Origin of the sequence: Burkholderia sp. SJZ089, assembly GCF_007828315.1 — a bacterium.
In the GTDB taxonomy this organism is placed as follows: Bacteria; Pseudomonadota; Gammaproteobacteria; order Burkholderiales; family Burkholderiaceae; genus Burkholderia; species Burkholderia gladioli.
Window position 1 is genome coordinate 101,613 of record NZ_VIUM01000011.1, and the last position, 14,873, is coordinate 116,485.

12 protein-coding genes are annotated in these 14,873 nt (G+C 66.1%); 6 read left to right on the forward strand and 6 right to left on the reverse strand.

The features are described from left to right. Positions 1-23 precede the first annotated feature (23 nt). Positions 24-839 (forward strand): pyrroline-5-carboxylate reductase, encoded by an 816-nt coding sequence (proC, locus tag FB600_RS20850; RefSeq protein WP_145757312.1) that lies wholly within the window; start codon positions 24-26, stop codon positions 837-839. 109 nt (positions 840-948) lie between these two features. Here the strand turns inward: proC and ubiA are convergent, their stop codons facing one another. Further along, positions 949-1,812 (reverse strand): 4-hydroxybenzoate octaprenyltransferase, encoded by an 864-nt coding sequence (ubiA, locus tag FB600_RS20855; RefSeq protein ID WP_036048206.1) that lies wholly within the window; start codon positions 1,810-1,812, stop codon positions 949-951. A gap of 397 nt (positions 1,813-2,209) precedes the next feature. Between ubiA and FB600_RS20860 the strand changes: the two genes are divergently transcribed. After that, positions 2,210-2,824, forward strand: coding sequence for a class I SAM-dependent methyltransferase (locus FB600_RS20860; RefSeq protein WP_080741965.1), 615 nt, complete (start codon positions 2,210-2,212; stop codon positions 2,822-2,824). Positions 2,825-2,917: 93 nt separating this feature from the next. Here FB600_RS20860 and FB600_RS20865 read toward each other — a convergent pair whose 3' ends face one another. The 5 genes from FB600_RS20865 to recG all read right to left on the reverse strand — a co-directional run bounded on the left by FB600_RS20865 (position 2,918) and on the right by recG (position 9,555). Beyond that, positions 2,918-4,651, reverse strand: coding sequence for a right-handed parallel beta-helix repeat-containing protein (locus tag FB600_RS20865; protein ID WP_036048208.1), 1,734 nt, complete (start codon positions 4,649-4,651; stop codon positions 2,918-2,920). Between the two features lie 231 nt (positions 4,652-4,882). Beyond that, a complete protein-coding gene (locus FB600_RS20870) occupies positions 4,883-5,371 on the reverse strand; it encodes a Dps family protein (protein ID WP_013696698.1) in 489 nt (162 codons plus the stop codon). A gap of 134 nt (positions 5,372-5,505) precedes the next feature. Further along, entirely contained in the window at positions 5,506-5,676 is a 171-nt protein-coding gene (locus FB600_RS37295) for a hypothetical protein (RefSeq protein ID WP_164467510.1), read from the reverse strand. Positions 5,677-6,041: 365 nt separating this feature from the next. Further along, positions 6,042-7,001: a hydrogen peroxide-inducible genes activator gene (locus FB600_RS20875; RefSeq protein ID WP_013696697.1), complete on the reverse strand. Its 960-nt coding sequence runs from the start codon at positions 6,999-7,001 to the stop codon at positions 6,042-6,044. Positions 7,002-7,167: 166 nt separating this feature from the next. Next, on the reverse strand, positions 7,168-9,555 hold the full coding sequence (gene recG, locus FB600_RS20880; RefSeq protein ID WP_096749715.1) for an ATP-dependent DNA helicase RecG: 2,388 nt from the start codon (positions 9,553-9,555) through the stop codon (positions 7,168-7,170). 158 nt (positions 9,556-9,713) lie between these two features. Here recG and queA point away from each other — a divergent pair, with 158 nt between their 5' ends. From queA to secD, 4 genes are all read left to right on the forward strand, one after another. Further along, positions 9,714-10,766, forward strand: a complete 1,053-nt coding sequence (queA, locus tag FB600_RS20885) for a tRNA preQ1(34) S-adenosylmethionine ribosyltransferase-isomerase QueA (RefSeq protein WP_059999969.1) — start codon at positions 9,714-9,716, stop codon at positions 10,764-10,766. A 110-nt stretch (positions 10,767-10,876) separates the two neighbouring features. Next, positions 10,877-12,067 carry a tRNA guanosine(34) transglycosylase Tgt gene (gene tgt, locus FB600_RS20890; protein WP_036029698.1) on the forward strand — a complete coding sequence of 397 codons (1,191 nt, stop codon included), beginning with the start codon at positions 10,877-10,879 and terminating at the stop codon, positions 12,065-12,067. A 318-nt stretch (positions 12,068-12,385) separates the two neighbouring features. After that, positions 12,386-12,712 carry a preprotein translocase subunit YajC gene (gene yajC, locus FB600_RS20895; RefSeq protein WP_013696693.1) on the forward strand — a complete coding sequence of 109 codons (327 nt, stop codon included), beginning with the start codon at positions 12,386-12,388 and terminating at the stop codon, positions 12,710-12,712. Positions 12,713-12,821: 109 nt separating this feature from the next. Further along, complete coding sequence (secD, locus tag FB600_RS20900; protein WP_145757313.1) at positions 12,822-14,864, forward strand: protein translocase subunit SecD; 2,043 nt, start codon at positions 12,822-12,824, stop codon at positions 14,862-14,864. The last annotated feature ends 9 nt before the right edge of the window (positions 14,865-14,873 follow it).

The following is a 14,873-nucleotide window of genomic DNA, read 5'->3' on the forward strand; positions in this document are numbered from 1 at the left end:
TCCTGTTTCCTGGTCCAACCATCATGAAAATTGCATTCATCGGCGGCGGCAACATGGCAGCCGCCCTGATCGGCGGTATCGTCAAGCGCGGCACCGCGGCGCCCGGCGATCTCTACGTGATCGATCCCAACGCGGATACCCGCACGCGCCTGCGCGAGGAACGTGGCGTGGCCACCGGCGAGACCATCGACGCCACGCTGGCCGGCTACGACGCGATCGTGCTGGCGGTCAAGCCGCAGGTGCTCAACGAGGTGGCCAAGGCGCTCGCGCCGCATCTCGGCCGGGCGCTGGTGATCAGCATCGCGGCCGGCATCCGCGCCACCGACCTGTCGCGCTGGCTGGGCGGCTACGCGCGCATCGTGCGCACCATGCCGAACACGCCGGCGCTGGTCGGCATGGGCGTGACGGGCCTGGCCGCGCTGGATGGAGTCGACGCGGCCGGCCGCGAGCTGGCCTCGGCCGTGCTCGGCGCGGTCGGCGAGACGGTCTGGTTCGACGACGAGGCGCGCCTGGATGCCGTGACGGCGATCTCCGGCAGCGGCCCTGCCTACGTGTTCTATTTCATCGAGGCGCTACAGGAAGCGGCGCGCCAGCTCGGCCTGAACGAGGAACAGGGCCGCGCGCTGGCGGTGGCGACCTTCACCGGCGCCGCGCAACTGGCCGCGCAATCAGGCGAGCCGGCCGGCGTGCTGCGCGAGCGCGTGACCTCCAAGGGCGGCACCACGGCCGCGGCGCTGGCCGCCTTCGACGCGCAGCAGCTCAAGGACCGGATCGTGAGCGGCGTGCTGGCCGCCGATGCGCGGGCCCGCGAACTCGGCGACGAACTCGGCCGCAACTGAGCCCGGCCTTCGAGTGAGGCGCCGATCTTCGGAGCGGCGCGCGTCCATCAACGACAAAGCGGCCTCATGGGCCGCTTTGTCGTTTCCGGGACACGCGCGGGCGCTGCGCTCAGAACGCCGTCACCGCGTAATGCAGGGCGATCCCGACGAACAGCGCGCCGCCGAGCCAGTTGTTATGGCGGAATGCCGCGAAGCACTTCATGCGGTCGCGATCCTTGATCAGCGTGTAGTGATAGACCGCGCAACCCACCGCCGCCGCCCAGCCCAGCCAGTACACCGGGCCGAACTGCTGGGTGAGGCCGATCCAGGCATAGATCGCGAACACCGCCGCGTAGCAGAGCATGATCGCCAGCACGTCGTAGCGGCCGAAGGTGATCGCCGAGGTGCGCATGCCGATCTTGAGGTCGTCGTCGCGATCGACCATCGCATAGGCCGTGTCGTAGGCGACCGACCAGAACACGTTCGCGGCCAGCATCACCCAGGCGATCAGGGGCACGGTGTTCTGGATCGCGGCGAAGGCCATCGGGATGCCGAAGCCGAAGGCGATGCCGAGATAGGCCTGCGGGATCGCGAAGAAGCGCTTCAGGAAGGGGTAGGTGCCGGCCACGAACACGGCCACCACCGACAGCCACTTGGTCAGGCCGTTGAGCGGCAGGATCAGCAGGAAGGAGACGATCGCCAGGCCGACCGCGATCGCCACCGCCTCCCAGGCGCGGATCTTGCCCGAGGTCAGCGGTCGGTCGACGGTGCGCTTCACGTGGCGGTCGAAGTCGCGATCGGCGTAGTCGTTGATCGCGCAACCGGCCGAGCGCATCAGCAGCGTGCCGAGGATGAAGATCACCAGCAGCGACGGCGCCGGGCGCCCTCCCGAGGCGATCCACAGCGCGTTGAGCGTGGGCCAGAGCAGCAGCAGGCTGCCGATCGGCTTGTCCATCCGGACCAGCTTCAGGTAGAGGGGGAAACGGGCAAACATGGGAAATTCCGCATCTCGAGCAATGGCGGCATTGTAGAGCGCGGCCCCGGATGCCGCAAAAACGCAAGGCGCTTCACGCCCGCCTGCCGACGTGGCGCGACACCGCGCCGCCTTTCAGCCGTATCTACCAAGGCGGGCGATTTGGCCCCGATCGACTCGTCCGGAAAGCTGAAACTGATACCAAAAACACAATAACAATCGGAGCCTATTATTTCTTTGCAATTCCGCGCTCGACCCGGAATGAAACGCCTACGCCTCGGCAGCGCTCTCGCCAGTCAATTTCCTACCCAAGAACCATGACGGGGCAAAATTCAACTCGAAAATTTCCTATCGAGAATTAATTTTACGGTAATCTATCGCAACATAATATGCTAACTATTATCCGATGGAGATAACAATGGATCGTGATTTCCCAGAATTGGCCGCCAAACATATTGCCGGAGCGCGCCTGTATGCAAATCGGTTCGATCTGATTTCGGATCTCCGCCTCGCCCCTGATTCCCATATCGCGGAAGTCGGCGTTGCATTGGGTACATTTTCGAAATTCATGATCGAAAAATTCAAACCCAAGCAATTTTGTGCGTTCGACCTGTTCCAGATTCATACCGCCGACACATTGTGGGGACGACCCACTCGCGAAGTCCTGCGCGGCATGACGCATCGTCAATTTTACGAGGCGGAAATGCAGAACAGCACCTCGCCGGTCATCACTCACGAGGGCTTGAGTTCGGAAACGCTACCGCGCTACCCCGACGAGTATTTCGACATGATCTACATCGACGCTGCTCATACCTTCGACGAAGTCAAGCTGGATGCCGAAATCTCTGCGGCCAAGATCAAGAAGGACGGGGTCTTGATCTTCAACGATTACATCATGCATGACCCGTTCATCCACGCGGACTACGGCATCGTTCCCGTGGTAAATGAAATGGTCGTCAATCATGGCTGGAGAGTGATCGGCTTCGGGCTGCAGAAGCACATGTTCTGCGACATCGCGATTCAACGCGGCTGACGCCCAGACATTCGGAGCGGATACCAAACTGGCCGCGGCGCAAGCGTGGGCCGGCGCCGCCGCCTCTCTCGAGCGATATGCTTGGCCCAATTGTCAATTGCCAATGCAAAGCAAGCCGACAAGATCGCTCGCGGCCCCTCGCACACGAACCTCGGCTCCTGAAATCTGGTCGATCCTGGCTCCGTCGGGGGCCTTGGACGCGGTAACGACACAGGTAAAGCTCCGGGCGGATGTATAGGCCGCCCTCCCCTTAAGCAGCAGTGTCGCGCCCCCGCCCTTCAACATCACGTTCTCGGCTACGACGTGGGCCGCGGCAAGGGCGGCTCCCGATGCTCGATATACCGGCAGCGCACCCACCCCGGTCGCGAAGATATCGCCATGGATCCTCGCATCGCCTTCGACCTGCAACTTGCTGACACCGTCGTCGGTTCCGCCGAGCAGCACGCGCCCGCCATACTTCGCAAGATTCATATTGAGTTTTGCCAAGGGATTCACGGCGTCATAGGCGTCGATCGCGACTTCCGACGCGCGATCCGAATACATAGCCATCGTCGCGCGGTGGTCCAACTCCAGTTGCACGGCGCCACCGCCCTTGGGTTTCAGCGTGACCGGGATCGAGGCATCACTGCCGGTCGCGTTCAAGGATGGGGACTGTCTGGCAGAAGCTCCCGCAATGTTGAGGGCATTTCCGCTGTTGACGGCCTGGAAAAAACTGTTCGCTCCCGTCAGATCGAAAGGTCGCGCGTAATTCGACTCGCTATCGACCTGAGCTCCGAAAATCCGGTTCTGGTCCGCGCCGTTGATCTCGGCCACGCAGGCCTCGGCGTCGCGAATGCCGTTGGTCGAACAGTTGAGTCCAAGCACCACGGAGTCCGAGGAATGATCGAAAACCAGTCCCCGGCGGCGACTATTGATGGATTCGATCCAAGTCGACGAAATTCTCGTGTTGGCCGAGTTGCGGATGTCGATCACGTCGCCGATTGAGTTATCGATGACATTTCCAAGAAACGAGAAATTCCCGGTGCCGTCGAGATGAATCACATTGATCGCGGCATTGTATGGATGCGAATTCTGCAACATCGTGGTTTGCGCTCCCGGCTCGGCCAGTAGGGCATATTTGACCGCGAACCCGCCGTCCATTTGAAAGCCGTCGATCGTCGAATCCGATGCATGCGGCCCGAGCACGATGCCGGCCAGACCGGCAGTCGCCGAATAAACACGGATGTTCTTGATCCGTACGTCGTGCATATACGTCGCCGTCCGTGGATTGCCGTCCAGTCGCACCGAGACATGATTGATCGGCACATTGCGAAACGACAGGTTGAGCAAGTCCAGCGTTTGCGAGTACGAAGTGTCGAGCGTGTCGGCACGGCCCTCCGTGCCATCGAAGCTCAGGTCCCGGATCGTTGCGTGCGAGTCGAAGTTCAGGGCGCGGGTGATCTCCGGATAACGGATCGAGCCCCCAGTTTGAATCAGGACGCTGTTCGGCCCGTCACCGTAGAGCGTGAAGCCCGTCAGTTGCGGAAGCACGAGTCCACTCTGCCGGTATCGGCCCGCCGGCACGTACACGCTCTTCGCCCCGGAATGGAGGGCGGCCTGAATGCACCCAGTGCTGTCGGTGCGACCTGTCCTGTCGCATCCGGGGAAATCGAGGATGCTCACCGTGTCCTGCAGCTTGTCGGAAATCGATCGAGAGAATGCACCGGAATACCGCTGCGTGACGGTCGAGTCAAGCTGGGCGTGTACCTGCCCGGCAGCAAGAACCCACAGCATCGCCGCCAGGCGGATCAATCGATCACGTACCGCTCGGGCTCCAACTCGACTCATGGCAAATGCGCTCCTTGGTTTCAGACCTGTTCTATCAGCGAAAGACGCTACGACCCGGTGCAACCTCGTCGGTTCGCTCGCCTCGACGAATCGGCTGTAAATGTGGCACCGATCTGAACCGGCATTCCATCCACACAAAAAAAACCTCCCGTCGAACGGGAGGTTTCACTGACCGCCGGCGCATCCGCGCCCGGCTGGTCGAACCGCTTGCCGCGATATGGGTCGCAGCCATCACTGCAGCAGCGATCGCAGCATCCAGGCGGTCTTCTCGTGCGTCTGCAGACGCTGCGTGAGCAGATCGGCGGTCGGCTCGTCGCCTGCCGAATCGGCATCGGGGAAGATCCCGCGCGCGGTGCGCACCACCGCTTCGTGGCCTTCCACCAGCTGGCGGATCATTTCCTCGGCCGCCGGCACGCCGCTGGCTTCCGGCACCACCGTCAGCTTGGCGAAATCGCCGTAGGTGCCCGGCGCCACCACGCCCAGCGTGCGGATCCGTTCCGCCACCGAGTCCACCGCGAGCCATAGCTCGTTGTACTGCTCCTCGAACATCAGGTGCAGCGTGTTGAACATCGGACCGGTGACGTTCCAGTGGAAATAATGCGTCTTCAGATACAGCGAAAACGTGTCAGCGAGCAGCTTCGACAGGCCTTCCGCGATCTTCTTGCGGTCCTTGTCGCTGATGCCGATGTTGATCTGCGTTCCGTTGCCCTTTTTGGCCATGTTGCTGACTCCTTATCAATGAGTTGAACCGGCGAAAACGCCTTGAGATGACTCGCCTGTTTCTGCCTGAAACGAGTGACTCCAGCGCGCCCAGTGTAACGTAGAAGATTCGAAAGGGACGGATGGCCGGCCCTTCAGGCCCCGTTCAAGTGGGCCATCGCCTGGGCGGCCAGCGTCACGAAGCCGGCAAAGGTGATCGCGAAACCGAAGGTCTGGCGGAAGGCGGAAGTGGCGGCGTGATTGACGGCCGCGGCGTGCGATTGCGCCGGGCGGCCGGCTTGCGGATTCTGGCCTTGCGTGTTCATGGCGTGTTCCTCGGGGGCGATATCGATCAGACGCCGAGCAGACGGTCAGCCAGATAGGCCAGGGCCAGCGGGCGCAGGTAGCGCACCAGGACGCGCGTCCTGGCGAGCATCGGGTCGTGCGCGGCCGGCTGGTGAGGCTTGTTCATGATGGCTCCGTCGTTCGGGATGAGGCGCCGGGCCTGCTGCAGTTCCGGCGCGGGCCACCTGTCGCGACCCATGGATGCCATCATAGAAAACCCTATCGTTAATGTGAATTTAATTGAATTTATTTATTCGATAGGTAAAGCCTTGGGCAAAACAAAACCGGGGCGCGAAGGCCCCGATCGGTCGGGTGCCGCATGCAACAGCGGCGGCCAGCCCCGGCCTCAGTTCAGCGTGGCGGGCATGTCGAGCTTGGCCACGCCGGGCAGATCGCAGGCGGCGATCGCCTCGCTGATCGCGTCGATGGCCGGCATGCGCGTGAAGCTCTTGCGCCAGACCAGCACCACGCGGCGATCCGGGATCGGCTCGTCGAAGGGCACGTAGGACAGCAGGTCGGAATCGGCGTTGTTGGCCAGCGGCCCGATCTCGCCCACCGACATGCGCGGCAGCACCGTGATGCCCACGCCGCTCGCCACCATGTGGCGGATGGTTTCCAGCGAGGACCCCTCGAAGGTCTTCTGGATGCCGTCGGCGGTCTGCGAGAAGTGCATCAGCTCGGGACACACGCCCAGCACGTGATCGCGGAAGCAATGACCGTTGCCCAGCAGCAGCATGGTTTCCTGCTTGAGGTCGGCCGCGTCGATCTTGCGGCGCTTGGACCAGGGATGGCTGGAGGGCAGCGCGACCACGAAGGGCTCGTCGTAGAGCGGGCGCACCATCAGGCCGGTTTCCGGGAACGGCAGGGCCATGATGGCCGCGTCGATCTCGCCCTGCTTGAGCAGCTCCAGCAACTTGAGCGTGTAGTTCTCCTGCAGCATCAACGGCATCTGCGGGACACGGTGGATCATCTGCTTGACGAGCGTGGGCAGCAGGTAGGGCCCGATGGTGTAGATCACGCCCAGCCGGAACGGCCCGACCAGCGGATCCTTGCCCTGCTTGGCGATTTCCTTGATGGCGAAGGTCTGCTCCAGCACGCGCTGGGCCTGGGTGACGATCTGGTCGCCGATCGGCGTCACGCTCACCTCGCTCGCGCCGCGCTCGAAGATCTGCACGTTCAGCTCGTCCTCGAGCTTCTTGATCGCAACCGAGAGCGTCGGCTGGCTGACGAAGCAGGCTTCGGCCGCGCGGCCAAAATGCCGCTCGCGAGCGACTGCGACGATGTACTTCAGTTCAGTAAGCGTCATTGTGGGTCAATCACAGGAATACAGGCGATAGCTTTAATTTATACACCGGATAGAAGCGTTCCGCCAGCGTTCTCGGCGGCAATTGCTTGTTGCGATGCAGCATAGATAAACGGGGACAGCCCGAACCTTGCCCGATATCCCGCGCCAGGCGCAGGATTCGGAGAAATCAGGCCTTCAGGAACTGCTCGCGCGCGCCGAGCCAGCGCGCCAGATGCTGGGTAACCACCTCGGGATGATGCGCGATCAAGGCCGCCGCGGCCTCGCGGGCCGGCTCGATCAGCCAGCCGTCCTGCTCCAGGTCGGCGAAACGCAGCATGGCTGCGCCAGATTGTCGCGCCCCGAGAAATTCGCCGGGGCCGCGGATCTCGAGGTCGCGCCGGGCGATCTCGAAGCCGTCGTTGGTCTCGCGCATGGTCTTCAGGCGCGCGCGGCCGGCGATCGACAGCGGGCCACTGTACATCAGCACGCAGGCCGACGCCGCCGTGCCGCGCCCGACGCGCCCGCGCAACTGGTGCAGCTGCGCGAGCCCGAAGCGCTCGGCATGCTCGATCACCATCAGCGAGGCGTTCGGCACGTCCACGCCGACCTCGATCACGGTGGTCGCCACCAGCAACTGCACCTCGTTGCGCGAGAACGCCTCCATCACGCTCGCCTTCTCGGCCGGTGAAAGCCGCCCGTGCACCAGGCCGACGTTGACGCCGGGCAAGGCGGCGGCGAGCGTCTCGTAGGTCTCCACCGCGGTCTGCAACTGCAGCGTCTCGCTCTCCTCGATCAGCGGGCAGACCCAATAGACCTGGCGGCCGCCCAGCGCCGCGTCGCGCACGCGGCCGATCACCTCCTCGCGGCGCGCATCGGCGACCAGCTTGGTGACGATCGGCGTGCGCCCCGGCGGCAGCTCGTCGATGGTCGAGACCTCGAGATCGGCGTAATACGTCATCGCCAGCGTGCGCGGGATCGGCGTGGCCGACATCATCAGCTGGTGCGGCTGGAAGCCCGCCGGGCCGTCCGCCTTGGCGCGCAGCGCGAGCCGCTGCGCCACGCCGAAGCGATGCTGCTCGTCGACGATCACCAGGCCCAGCCGCGCGAACTCCACCGTGTCCTGGATGATCGCGTGGGTGCCGATCACCAGTTGCGCGGTGCCGAGCGCGGCGGCCTCGATCGCCGAGCGCTTGTCCCGGGTCTTGAGGCTGCCGGCCAGCCAGGCCACCGTCACGCCGAGCGGCTCCAGCCAGCCGCGCAGCTTGCGCGCATGCTGCTCGGCGAGGATTTCGGTCGGCGCCATCAGCGCGGCCTGGTAACCCGCGTCGATCGCCTGCGCGGCGGCCAGCGCGGCCACCACCGTCTTGCCGCTGCCCACGTCGCCCTGCAGCAGCCGCTGCATGGGATGCGCGAGCGTGAGGTCGCGCGCGATCTCGTCGACCACGCGCGTCTGCGCGCCGGTCAGCGAGAACGGCAGCGCCGCGAACAGGCGCGCCACCAGCGAATCCTGGTCGGCGGCGGCGCGGCGCGGCATGGCCGGCGCCGCGCGCGTGCGGCGCTCCTCGTGGGCGCGCTTGAGCGAGAGCTGCTGCGCGAGCAGCTCGTCGAACTTGATGCGGATCCAGGCCGGGTGGGTGCCGTCGATCAGCGCGGTCTCGTCCGAATCGACGCCGGGGTGATGCAGCTGGCGCACCGCGTCGGCCAGTGCCGGCACGCCGAGCGGACGCAGGTACGCGGCCTCGATCTCGGCCGGCAGCAGTTCGGGCAGTGGCGTGCGCGCCAGCGCGTTGTCGATGGCCTTGCGCAGATAGGCCTGCGAGACGCCGGCCGTGCTCGGATAGACGGGCGTGAGCACCTGCGCCAGCGGCGTGTCCTCGTCGACCACGCGCACCGCCGGATGCACGATCTCGAGTCCGAAGAAACCGCCGCGGACGTCGCCGCGCACGCGCAGCCGCTGGCCGACCGCCATCTGCTTGACCTGCGAGCCGTAGAAGTTCAGGAAGCGCAGCACCAGCTCGCTGCCGTCCTCGTCGCGCAAGCGCACCAGCAACTGGCGGCGCGGGCGATAGGTGATCTCGTTGTCGTAGACCACGCCCTCGGTCTGCGCGAGCTCGCCGGGCAGCAGTTCGCGCATCGGCGTGAGGGTGGTCTCGTCCTCGTAGCGCATCGGCAGGTGCAGGACCAGGTCGATCGAACGCGTGAGGCCGAGCTTGGCGAGCTTGTCGGCGGTCTTGACGAGCTTGGGGGCGGCCTTGGCGGCCTTCTCCTTGCCCGCCTTCGCGGGCTTGTCGCCGGCGCCTTCGGCATCGCCCTGCGCCGCGTCCGCGTCGGCCGATTCACTCTCTACCGCCTTGCGCCGGCCGCGTCGGGCCGGCTTCGGCGCGGCGGCGTCGGCAGCTTCCACCGAAGGTTCGGCGAGCCGCCCGTCGGGCCCGCGCCGCGGCGTGCGCGAGCGCGCCGGCACGCGCGCCGCGTCGTCCTCGCGCCCGTGCTGCCCGTCGCGCGCGGGTTCGCTGCCGGATTCGGCATCGGCGGCGGCATCGGCGGGAACACTACGGCGGGAAGGTACGGGCATCGGGTCGGAATTCGGCAAGGGACAAGCAAGTACAATGGCGGCTTTTGACGTCGCATCGTCGCACGGCCCGGCGGCGCCCGCGAGCCGCGCGACCCCGCCATCATAGCGGCTCGCGCCGGCCATGACGCGGCTCGCGCACGGCTACGCCCCCATTTTCCATGTTCAAGCTTTCCGATTTCGATTTCGACCTGCCCCCCGAGCTGATCGCGCAGACCGCGCTGCCCGAGCGCAGCGCCAGCCGCCTGCTGGAGGTGGACGGCAGCGTCGCGCCCACGCGCCTGACCGACCGCCGCTTCACCGACCTGCCCGAGTGCATCGGCGCCGGCGACCTGCTGGTGTTCAACGACACCAAGGTGCTGAAGGCACGCTTCTTCGGCCAGAAGGCCAGCGGCGGCAAGATCGAGGTGCTGGTCGAGCGCGTGATCGGCCCGCGCACGGTGCTGGCGCAGATCCGCTCCAGCAAGAGCCCCGTCGAGGGCAGCACGCTGCGGCTGGCCGAGGCCTTCGAGGTGACAGTGGGCGAGCGCGTCGAGCCCTTCTTCACGCTGCACTTCCCCGAGGACTGCCTGGCGCTGATTGAGCGCCACGGCCGCCTGCCGCTGCCGCCCTACATCGAGCACGATCCCGACGCGACCGACGAGACGCGCTACCAGACGGTGTTCGCCAGCAACCCGGGCGCGGTCGCCGCGCCCACCGCCGGCCTGCACTTCGACGAGGCGCTGCTGGCCACGCTGCGCGCGCGCGGCGTCGAGACCGCCACGCTGACGCTGCATGTCGGCGCGGGCACCTTCCAGCCGGTGCGCGTCGACAACATCGCCGAGCACAAGATGCACAGCGAGTGGTACGAACTGAGCGACACGCTGGTGGCGCAGATCGCGGCCACGCGCGCGCGCGGCGGCAAGGTGGTGGCGGTCGGCACCACCTCGATGCGCGCGCTCGAGGCGGCCGCGCGCGACGCGCAACGCGAGGGCCGGGCGCTCGCGCCCACCCGCGCCGAAACCGACATCTTCATCACGCCGGGTTACGCGTTCCGCGTGGTGGACCGGCTGGTGACGAACTTCCACCTGCCGAAGTCGACCCTGCTGATGCTGGTCTCGGCCTTCGCCGGGGTCGAGACGATCCGCGACGCCTATCGCCACGCGATCGCCGAGCGCTATCGCTTCTTCAGCTACGGCGACGCGATGCTGCTGACGCGCCGCGATCCCGAATAAACCCGAAACGAGCGCCCCGCCCTCGTCTTCCAGAACGCGCCGCCGCGATTCCCGCGACGGCGCCCACCATGAGCGCCGGACTGTTCTCCGGTAGCAAGGAGCACCAAGCGATGACCGATCGCCAATCGGAACCCGTGCAAGCGCACGTTCCGCCCGAGAACGGGCTCAAGTTCGAACTGCTGACCACCGACGGCCACGCGCGGCGCGGCCGCGTCACGCTCAACCACGGCGTGGTGGAGACGCCGATCTTCATGCCGGTGGGCACCTACGGCACCGTCAAGGCGGTCCAGCCGCGCGAGCTGCACGAGATGCAGGCGCAGATCATCCTCGGCAACACCTTCCACCTGTGGCTGCGCCCGGGCCTCGAGACCATCGGCGCGCACGGCGGCCTGCATCGCTTCATGGGCTGGAACAAGCCGATCCTGACCGACTCGGGCGGCTTCCAGGTGTTCTCGCTGGGCGAGCTGCGCAAGATCACCGAGGACGGCGTGACCTTCGCCTCGCCGATCAACGGCGACAAGCTGTTCCTGTCGCCGGAAGTGTCGATGCAGATCCAGAAGGTGCTGAACTCGGACATCGTCATGCAGTTCGACGAATGCACGCCCTACGCCACCGACGGCGTGCCGACCACCCACAAGGAAGCGGCCGAATCGATGCGCATGTCGCTGCGCTGGGCCAGGCGCTCGCTCGACGAGTTCAACGGCCTGGGCAATCCCAACGCGCTGTTCGGCATCGTGCAGGGCGGCATGTTCGAGGACCTGCGCGACGAATCGCTGGCGGGCCTGGCCGAGCTCGACTTCCACGGCTACGCGATCGGCGGGCTGTCGGTCGGCGAGCCGAAGGAAGACATGATGCGCGTGCTGCAGCATGTCGGCCCCAGGCTGCCGGCGCACAAGCCGCATTACCTGATGGGCGTGGGCACGCCGGAGGACCTGGTGGAAGGCGTGGCCAACGGCGTCGACATGTTCGACTGCGTGATGCCGACCCGCAACGCGCGCAACGGCTGGCTGTTCACGCGCTTCGGCGACGTCAAGATCCGCAACGCGACGCACAAGAACTCGCTGCGCCCGCTCGACGAGAGCTGCGGCTGCTACACCTGCCGCAACTTCACGCGCGGCTACCTGCACCACCTGCACCGCGTGGGCGAGATCCTCGGCGCGCAGCTCAACACGATCCACAACCTGCACTACTACCTGACGCTGATGAGCGAGATCCGCGAGGCGATCGAGACGCACAGCTTCGAGGCCTTCCGCCTGCGCTTCGCGGCCGACCGCGCGCGCGGCGTGGAGCAGCGCGAGTAGTGGGAACGGCGGCGCGGCGGGCGGCGAAACGGGCGGCGGCATGCTCGAAGCCCGCGGTTTCGTCATACCCTTGTCGGACGATGTCGCCATGCTCGCCGCCGTGCGTTTTCGGCCAAGGCGCCGGCCACGGCGGCGCCGACACATTACAATCTGCTTTCGCGAATCGGGGCGAATGCGCGGGAAATACGGGGCAAATCCCCGGGTGACGGCTTAACAGCTTGATCCCAAAGCGCATTTGCCATGCTGTCGCGGTTTTCGCCGGTGGTAGAATGACCGGCTATTTTTCTGATTTTCCCCAACGGAGAGACCAACGTGTCGTTGTCCATTATCAGCAATGCATTCGCGCAAGGCGCTGGCGGCAGCGCCGAATCGAGCCTGATGAGCTTCCTGCCGCTCATCCTGATGTTCGCGGTGCTCTACTTCATCATGATCCGTCCGCAGATGAAGCGTCAGAAGGAGCATCGCAACATGCTCGCCGCGATGGCCAAGGGCGACGAAGTCGTGACCAACGGCGGCCTGGTCGGCAAGGTCACCAAGGTCGGCGAAGCCTACGTCGGCGTCGAGGTGTCGGAAGGCACCGAGATCACGGTCCAGAAGTCGGCCGTGACGACCATCCTGCCGAAGGGCACGATCAAGTCGCTGTAAGTCGCACTTCGAGCGTCCGGCATTCCGGCAGGCCCGCGCATTCGTCGCGCGGGCCGCGCGGGAGCCGGACGCGACGCTTTTCAAGCCAACTATCCCGTTCGGCCCTTTCATGAATCGTTACCCAATCTGGAAATATGTCGTGATGGTCGTCGCGCTCGCGATCGGCCTTCTGTACACATTGCCCAACTTCTACGGCGAAGCGCCGGCGGTGCAGGTGTCGAGCGGCAAGGCCACGGTCAAGATCGACTCGGGCACCCTCAGCCAGGTGCAGGCCGCGCTGGCCGCCGCCCAGGTCACGCCGGACGACATCACCTTCGACAATTCGGCGAACAACGCGAACATCCGCGTGCGCCTGAAGGACACCGATACCCAGCTGCGCGTGAAGGATCTCTTGCAGAAGGCGCTCAACAGCGACCCGAGCGATCCGCAATACGTCGTCGCGCTGAACCTGCAGAGCGCCTCGCCGCGCTGGCTGACCGCGCTGCACGCGCTGCCCATGTACCTCGGCCTGGACCTGCGCGGCGGCGTGCACTTCCTGCTGCAGGTCGACATGACCGGCGCGCTGACCAAGAAGCTCGACTCGGACGCCTCCGACGCGCGCTCGCAACTGCGCGACAAGGGCATCCGCGACGGCGGCGTGAACCGCGTCGACCTCTCGGTGGTCGCCAACTTCGCCGACCAGGACACCGCCGAGCAGGCGCGCCGCTTCCTCGCCGGCTCGATCACCGAACTGCAATGGGCCACCCAGCCCGGCGGCGGCGGCTACCAGGTGGTCGGCACCTTCTCGCCGGCCGTGCAGGCCACCGTCGAGGACGCCGCGCTCAAGCAGAACCTGACCACCCTGCACAACCGCGTCAACGAACTCGGCGTGTCCGAGCCGATCCTTCAGCAGCAGGGCCGCGACCGCATCGTGGTCGAGCTGCCGGGCGTGCAGGACACCGCCAAGGCCAAGGACATCATCGGCCGCACCGCCACGCTCGAAGCGCGCCTGGCCGACCCGGTCAACCTGCACCCGAACCCGAACGACCCGGTGCCGCCGGGCGACGAACTGTTCACCCAGGGCAATCAGGCGCCGGTGCTGCTGCGCAAGTCGGTGATCTTCACGGGCGATCGCATCATCGACGCCTCGGCCGGTTTCGACGAACACCAGCGTCCCTCGGTCAACATCCGCCTCGATGCGGCGGGCGGGCGCGCGGTGCGCGCCGTGTCGCGCGAGAACATCGGCAAGCCGATGGCGATGGTGCTGTTCGAGAAGGGCAAGGGCGAGGTGCTGACGGTCGCGACCATCCAGTCCGAGCTCGGCGACCGCTTCCAGATCACCGGCCAGCCGACCCCGCAGGCCGCCACCGACCTGGCCCTGCTGCTGCGCGCCGGGTCGCTGGCCGCGCCGATGGACATCATCGAGGAACGCACCATCGGCCCGAGCCTGGGCGCCGACAACATCCGCATGGGCGTGCACTCGGTGATCTGGGGCTTCGTCGCGATCGCGGTGTTCATGATCGCCTACTACATGCTGTTCGGCCTGGTCTCGGTGATCGGCCTGTCGGTCAACCTGCTGCTGCTGGTGGCCGCGCTGTCGATGATGCAGGCCACCCTGACGCTGCCGGGCATCGCCGCCATCGCGCTGGCGCTGGGCATGGCGATCGACTCGAACGTGCTGATCAACGAGCGGATCCGCGAGGAGCTGCGCAGCGGCGCGGCCCCGCAGGTCGCGATCCAGCAGGGTTACGCGCACGCCTGGGCGACCATCCTCGACTCGAACGTCACCACCCTGATCGCCGGCCTGGCGCTGCTCGCCTTCGGTTCGGGCCCGGTGCGCGCGTTCGCGATCGTGCACTGCATCGGCATCCTGACCTCGATGTTCTCGGCGGTGTTCTTCTCGCGCGGCCTGGTCAACCTCTGGTACGGCGGCCGCAAGAAGCTCAAGTCGGTGGCGATCGGCCAGGTCTGGAAGCCGGCCGCGGCCGACGCGGCAGGCGCCGGCCGCCAGGTCTTCCTCGAACAGGACGGCGACACCGATACCGCGAAGGCGGCTCGTCCGGCCGCGGCCAAGGGCGCCAAGGCAACGGCTGGCAAGGGCGGCGCGAAGCCGGTCGCACGCCGCCGCTCCGGCCCCGGCGTGCCGCCGAAGACGCCTGGCTCGTCCAACTAAGCGCCGGAG

Bases quoted from the DNA above. Each gene is read 5' to 3' on its own strand.
- proC (WP_145757312.1), top strand. From the start codon at position 24: ATGAAAATTGCATTCATCGGCGGCGGCAACATGGCAGCCGCCCTGATC.
- ubiA (WP_036048206.1), bottom strand. From the start codon at position 1,812: ATGTTTGCCCGTTTCCCCCTCTACCTGAAGCTGGTCCGGATGGACAAG.
- FB600_RS20860 (WP_080741965.1), top strand. From the start codon at position 2,210: ATGGATCGTGATTTCCCAGAATTGGCCGCCAAACATATTGCCGGAGCG.
- FB600_RS20865 (WP_036048208.1), bottom strand. From the start codon at position 4,651: ATGAGTCGAGTTGGAGCCCGAGCGGTACGTGATCGATTGATCCGCCTG.
- FB600_RS20870 (WP_013696698.1), bottom strand. From the start codon at position 5,371: ATGGCCAAAAAGGGCAACGGAACGCAGATCAACATCGGCATCAGCGAC.
- FB600_RS37295 (WP_164467510.1), bottom strand. From the start codon at position 5,676: ATGAACACGCAAGGCCAGAATCCGCAAGCCGGCCGCCCGGCGCAATCG.
- FB600_RS20875 (WP_013696697.1), bottom strand. From the start codon at position 7,001: ATGACGCTTACTGAACTGAAGTACATCGTCGCAGTCGCTCGCGAGCGG.
- recG (WP_096749715.1), bottom strand. From the start codon at position 9,555: ATGCCCGTACCTTCCCGCCGTAGTGTTCCCGCCGATGCCGCCGCCGAT.
- queA (WP_059999969.1), top strand. From the start codon at position 9,714: ATGTTCAAGCTTTCCGATTTCGATTTCGACCTGCCCCCCGAGCTGATC.
- tgt (WP_036029698.1), top strand. From the start codon at position 10,877: ATGACCGATCGCCAATCGGAACCCGTGCAAGCGCACGTTCCGCCCGAG.
- secD (WP_145757313.1), top strand. From the start codon at position 12,822: ATGAATCGTTACCCAATCTGGAAATATGTCGTGATGGTCGTCGCGCTC.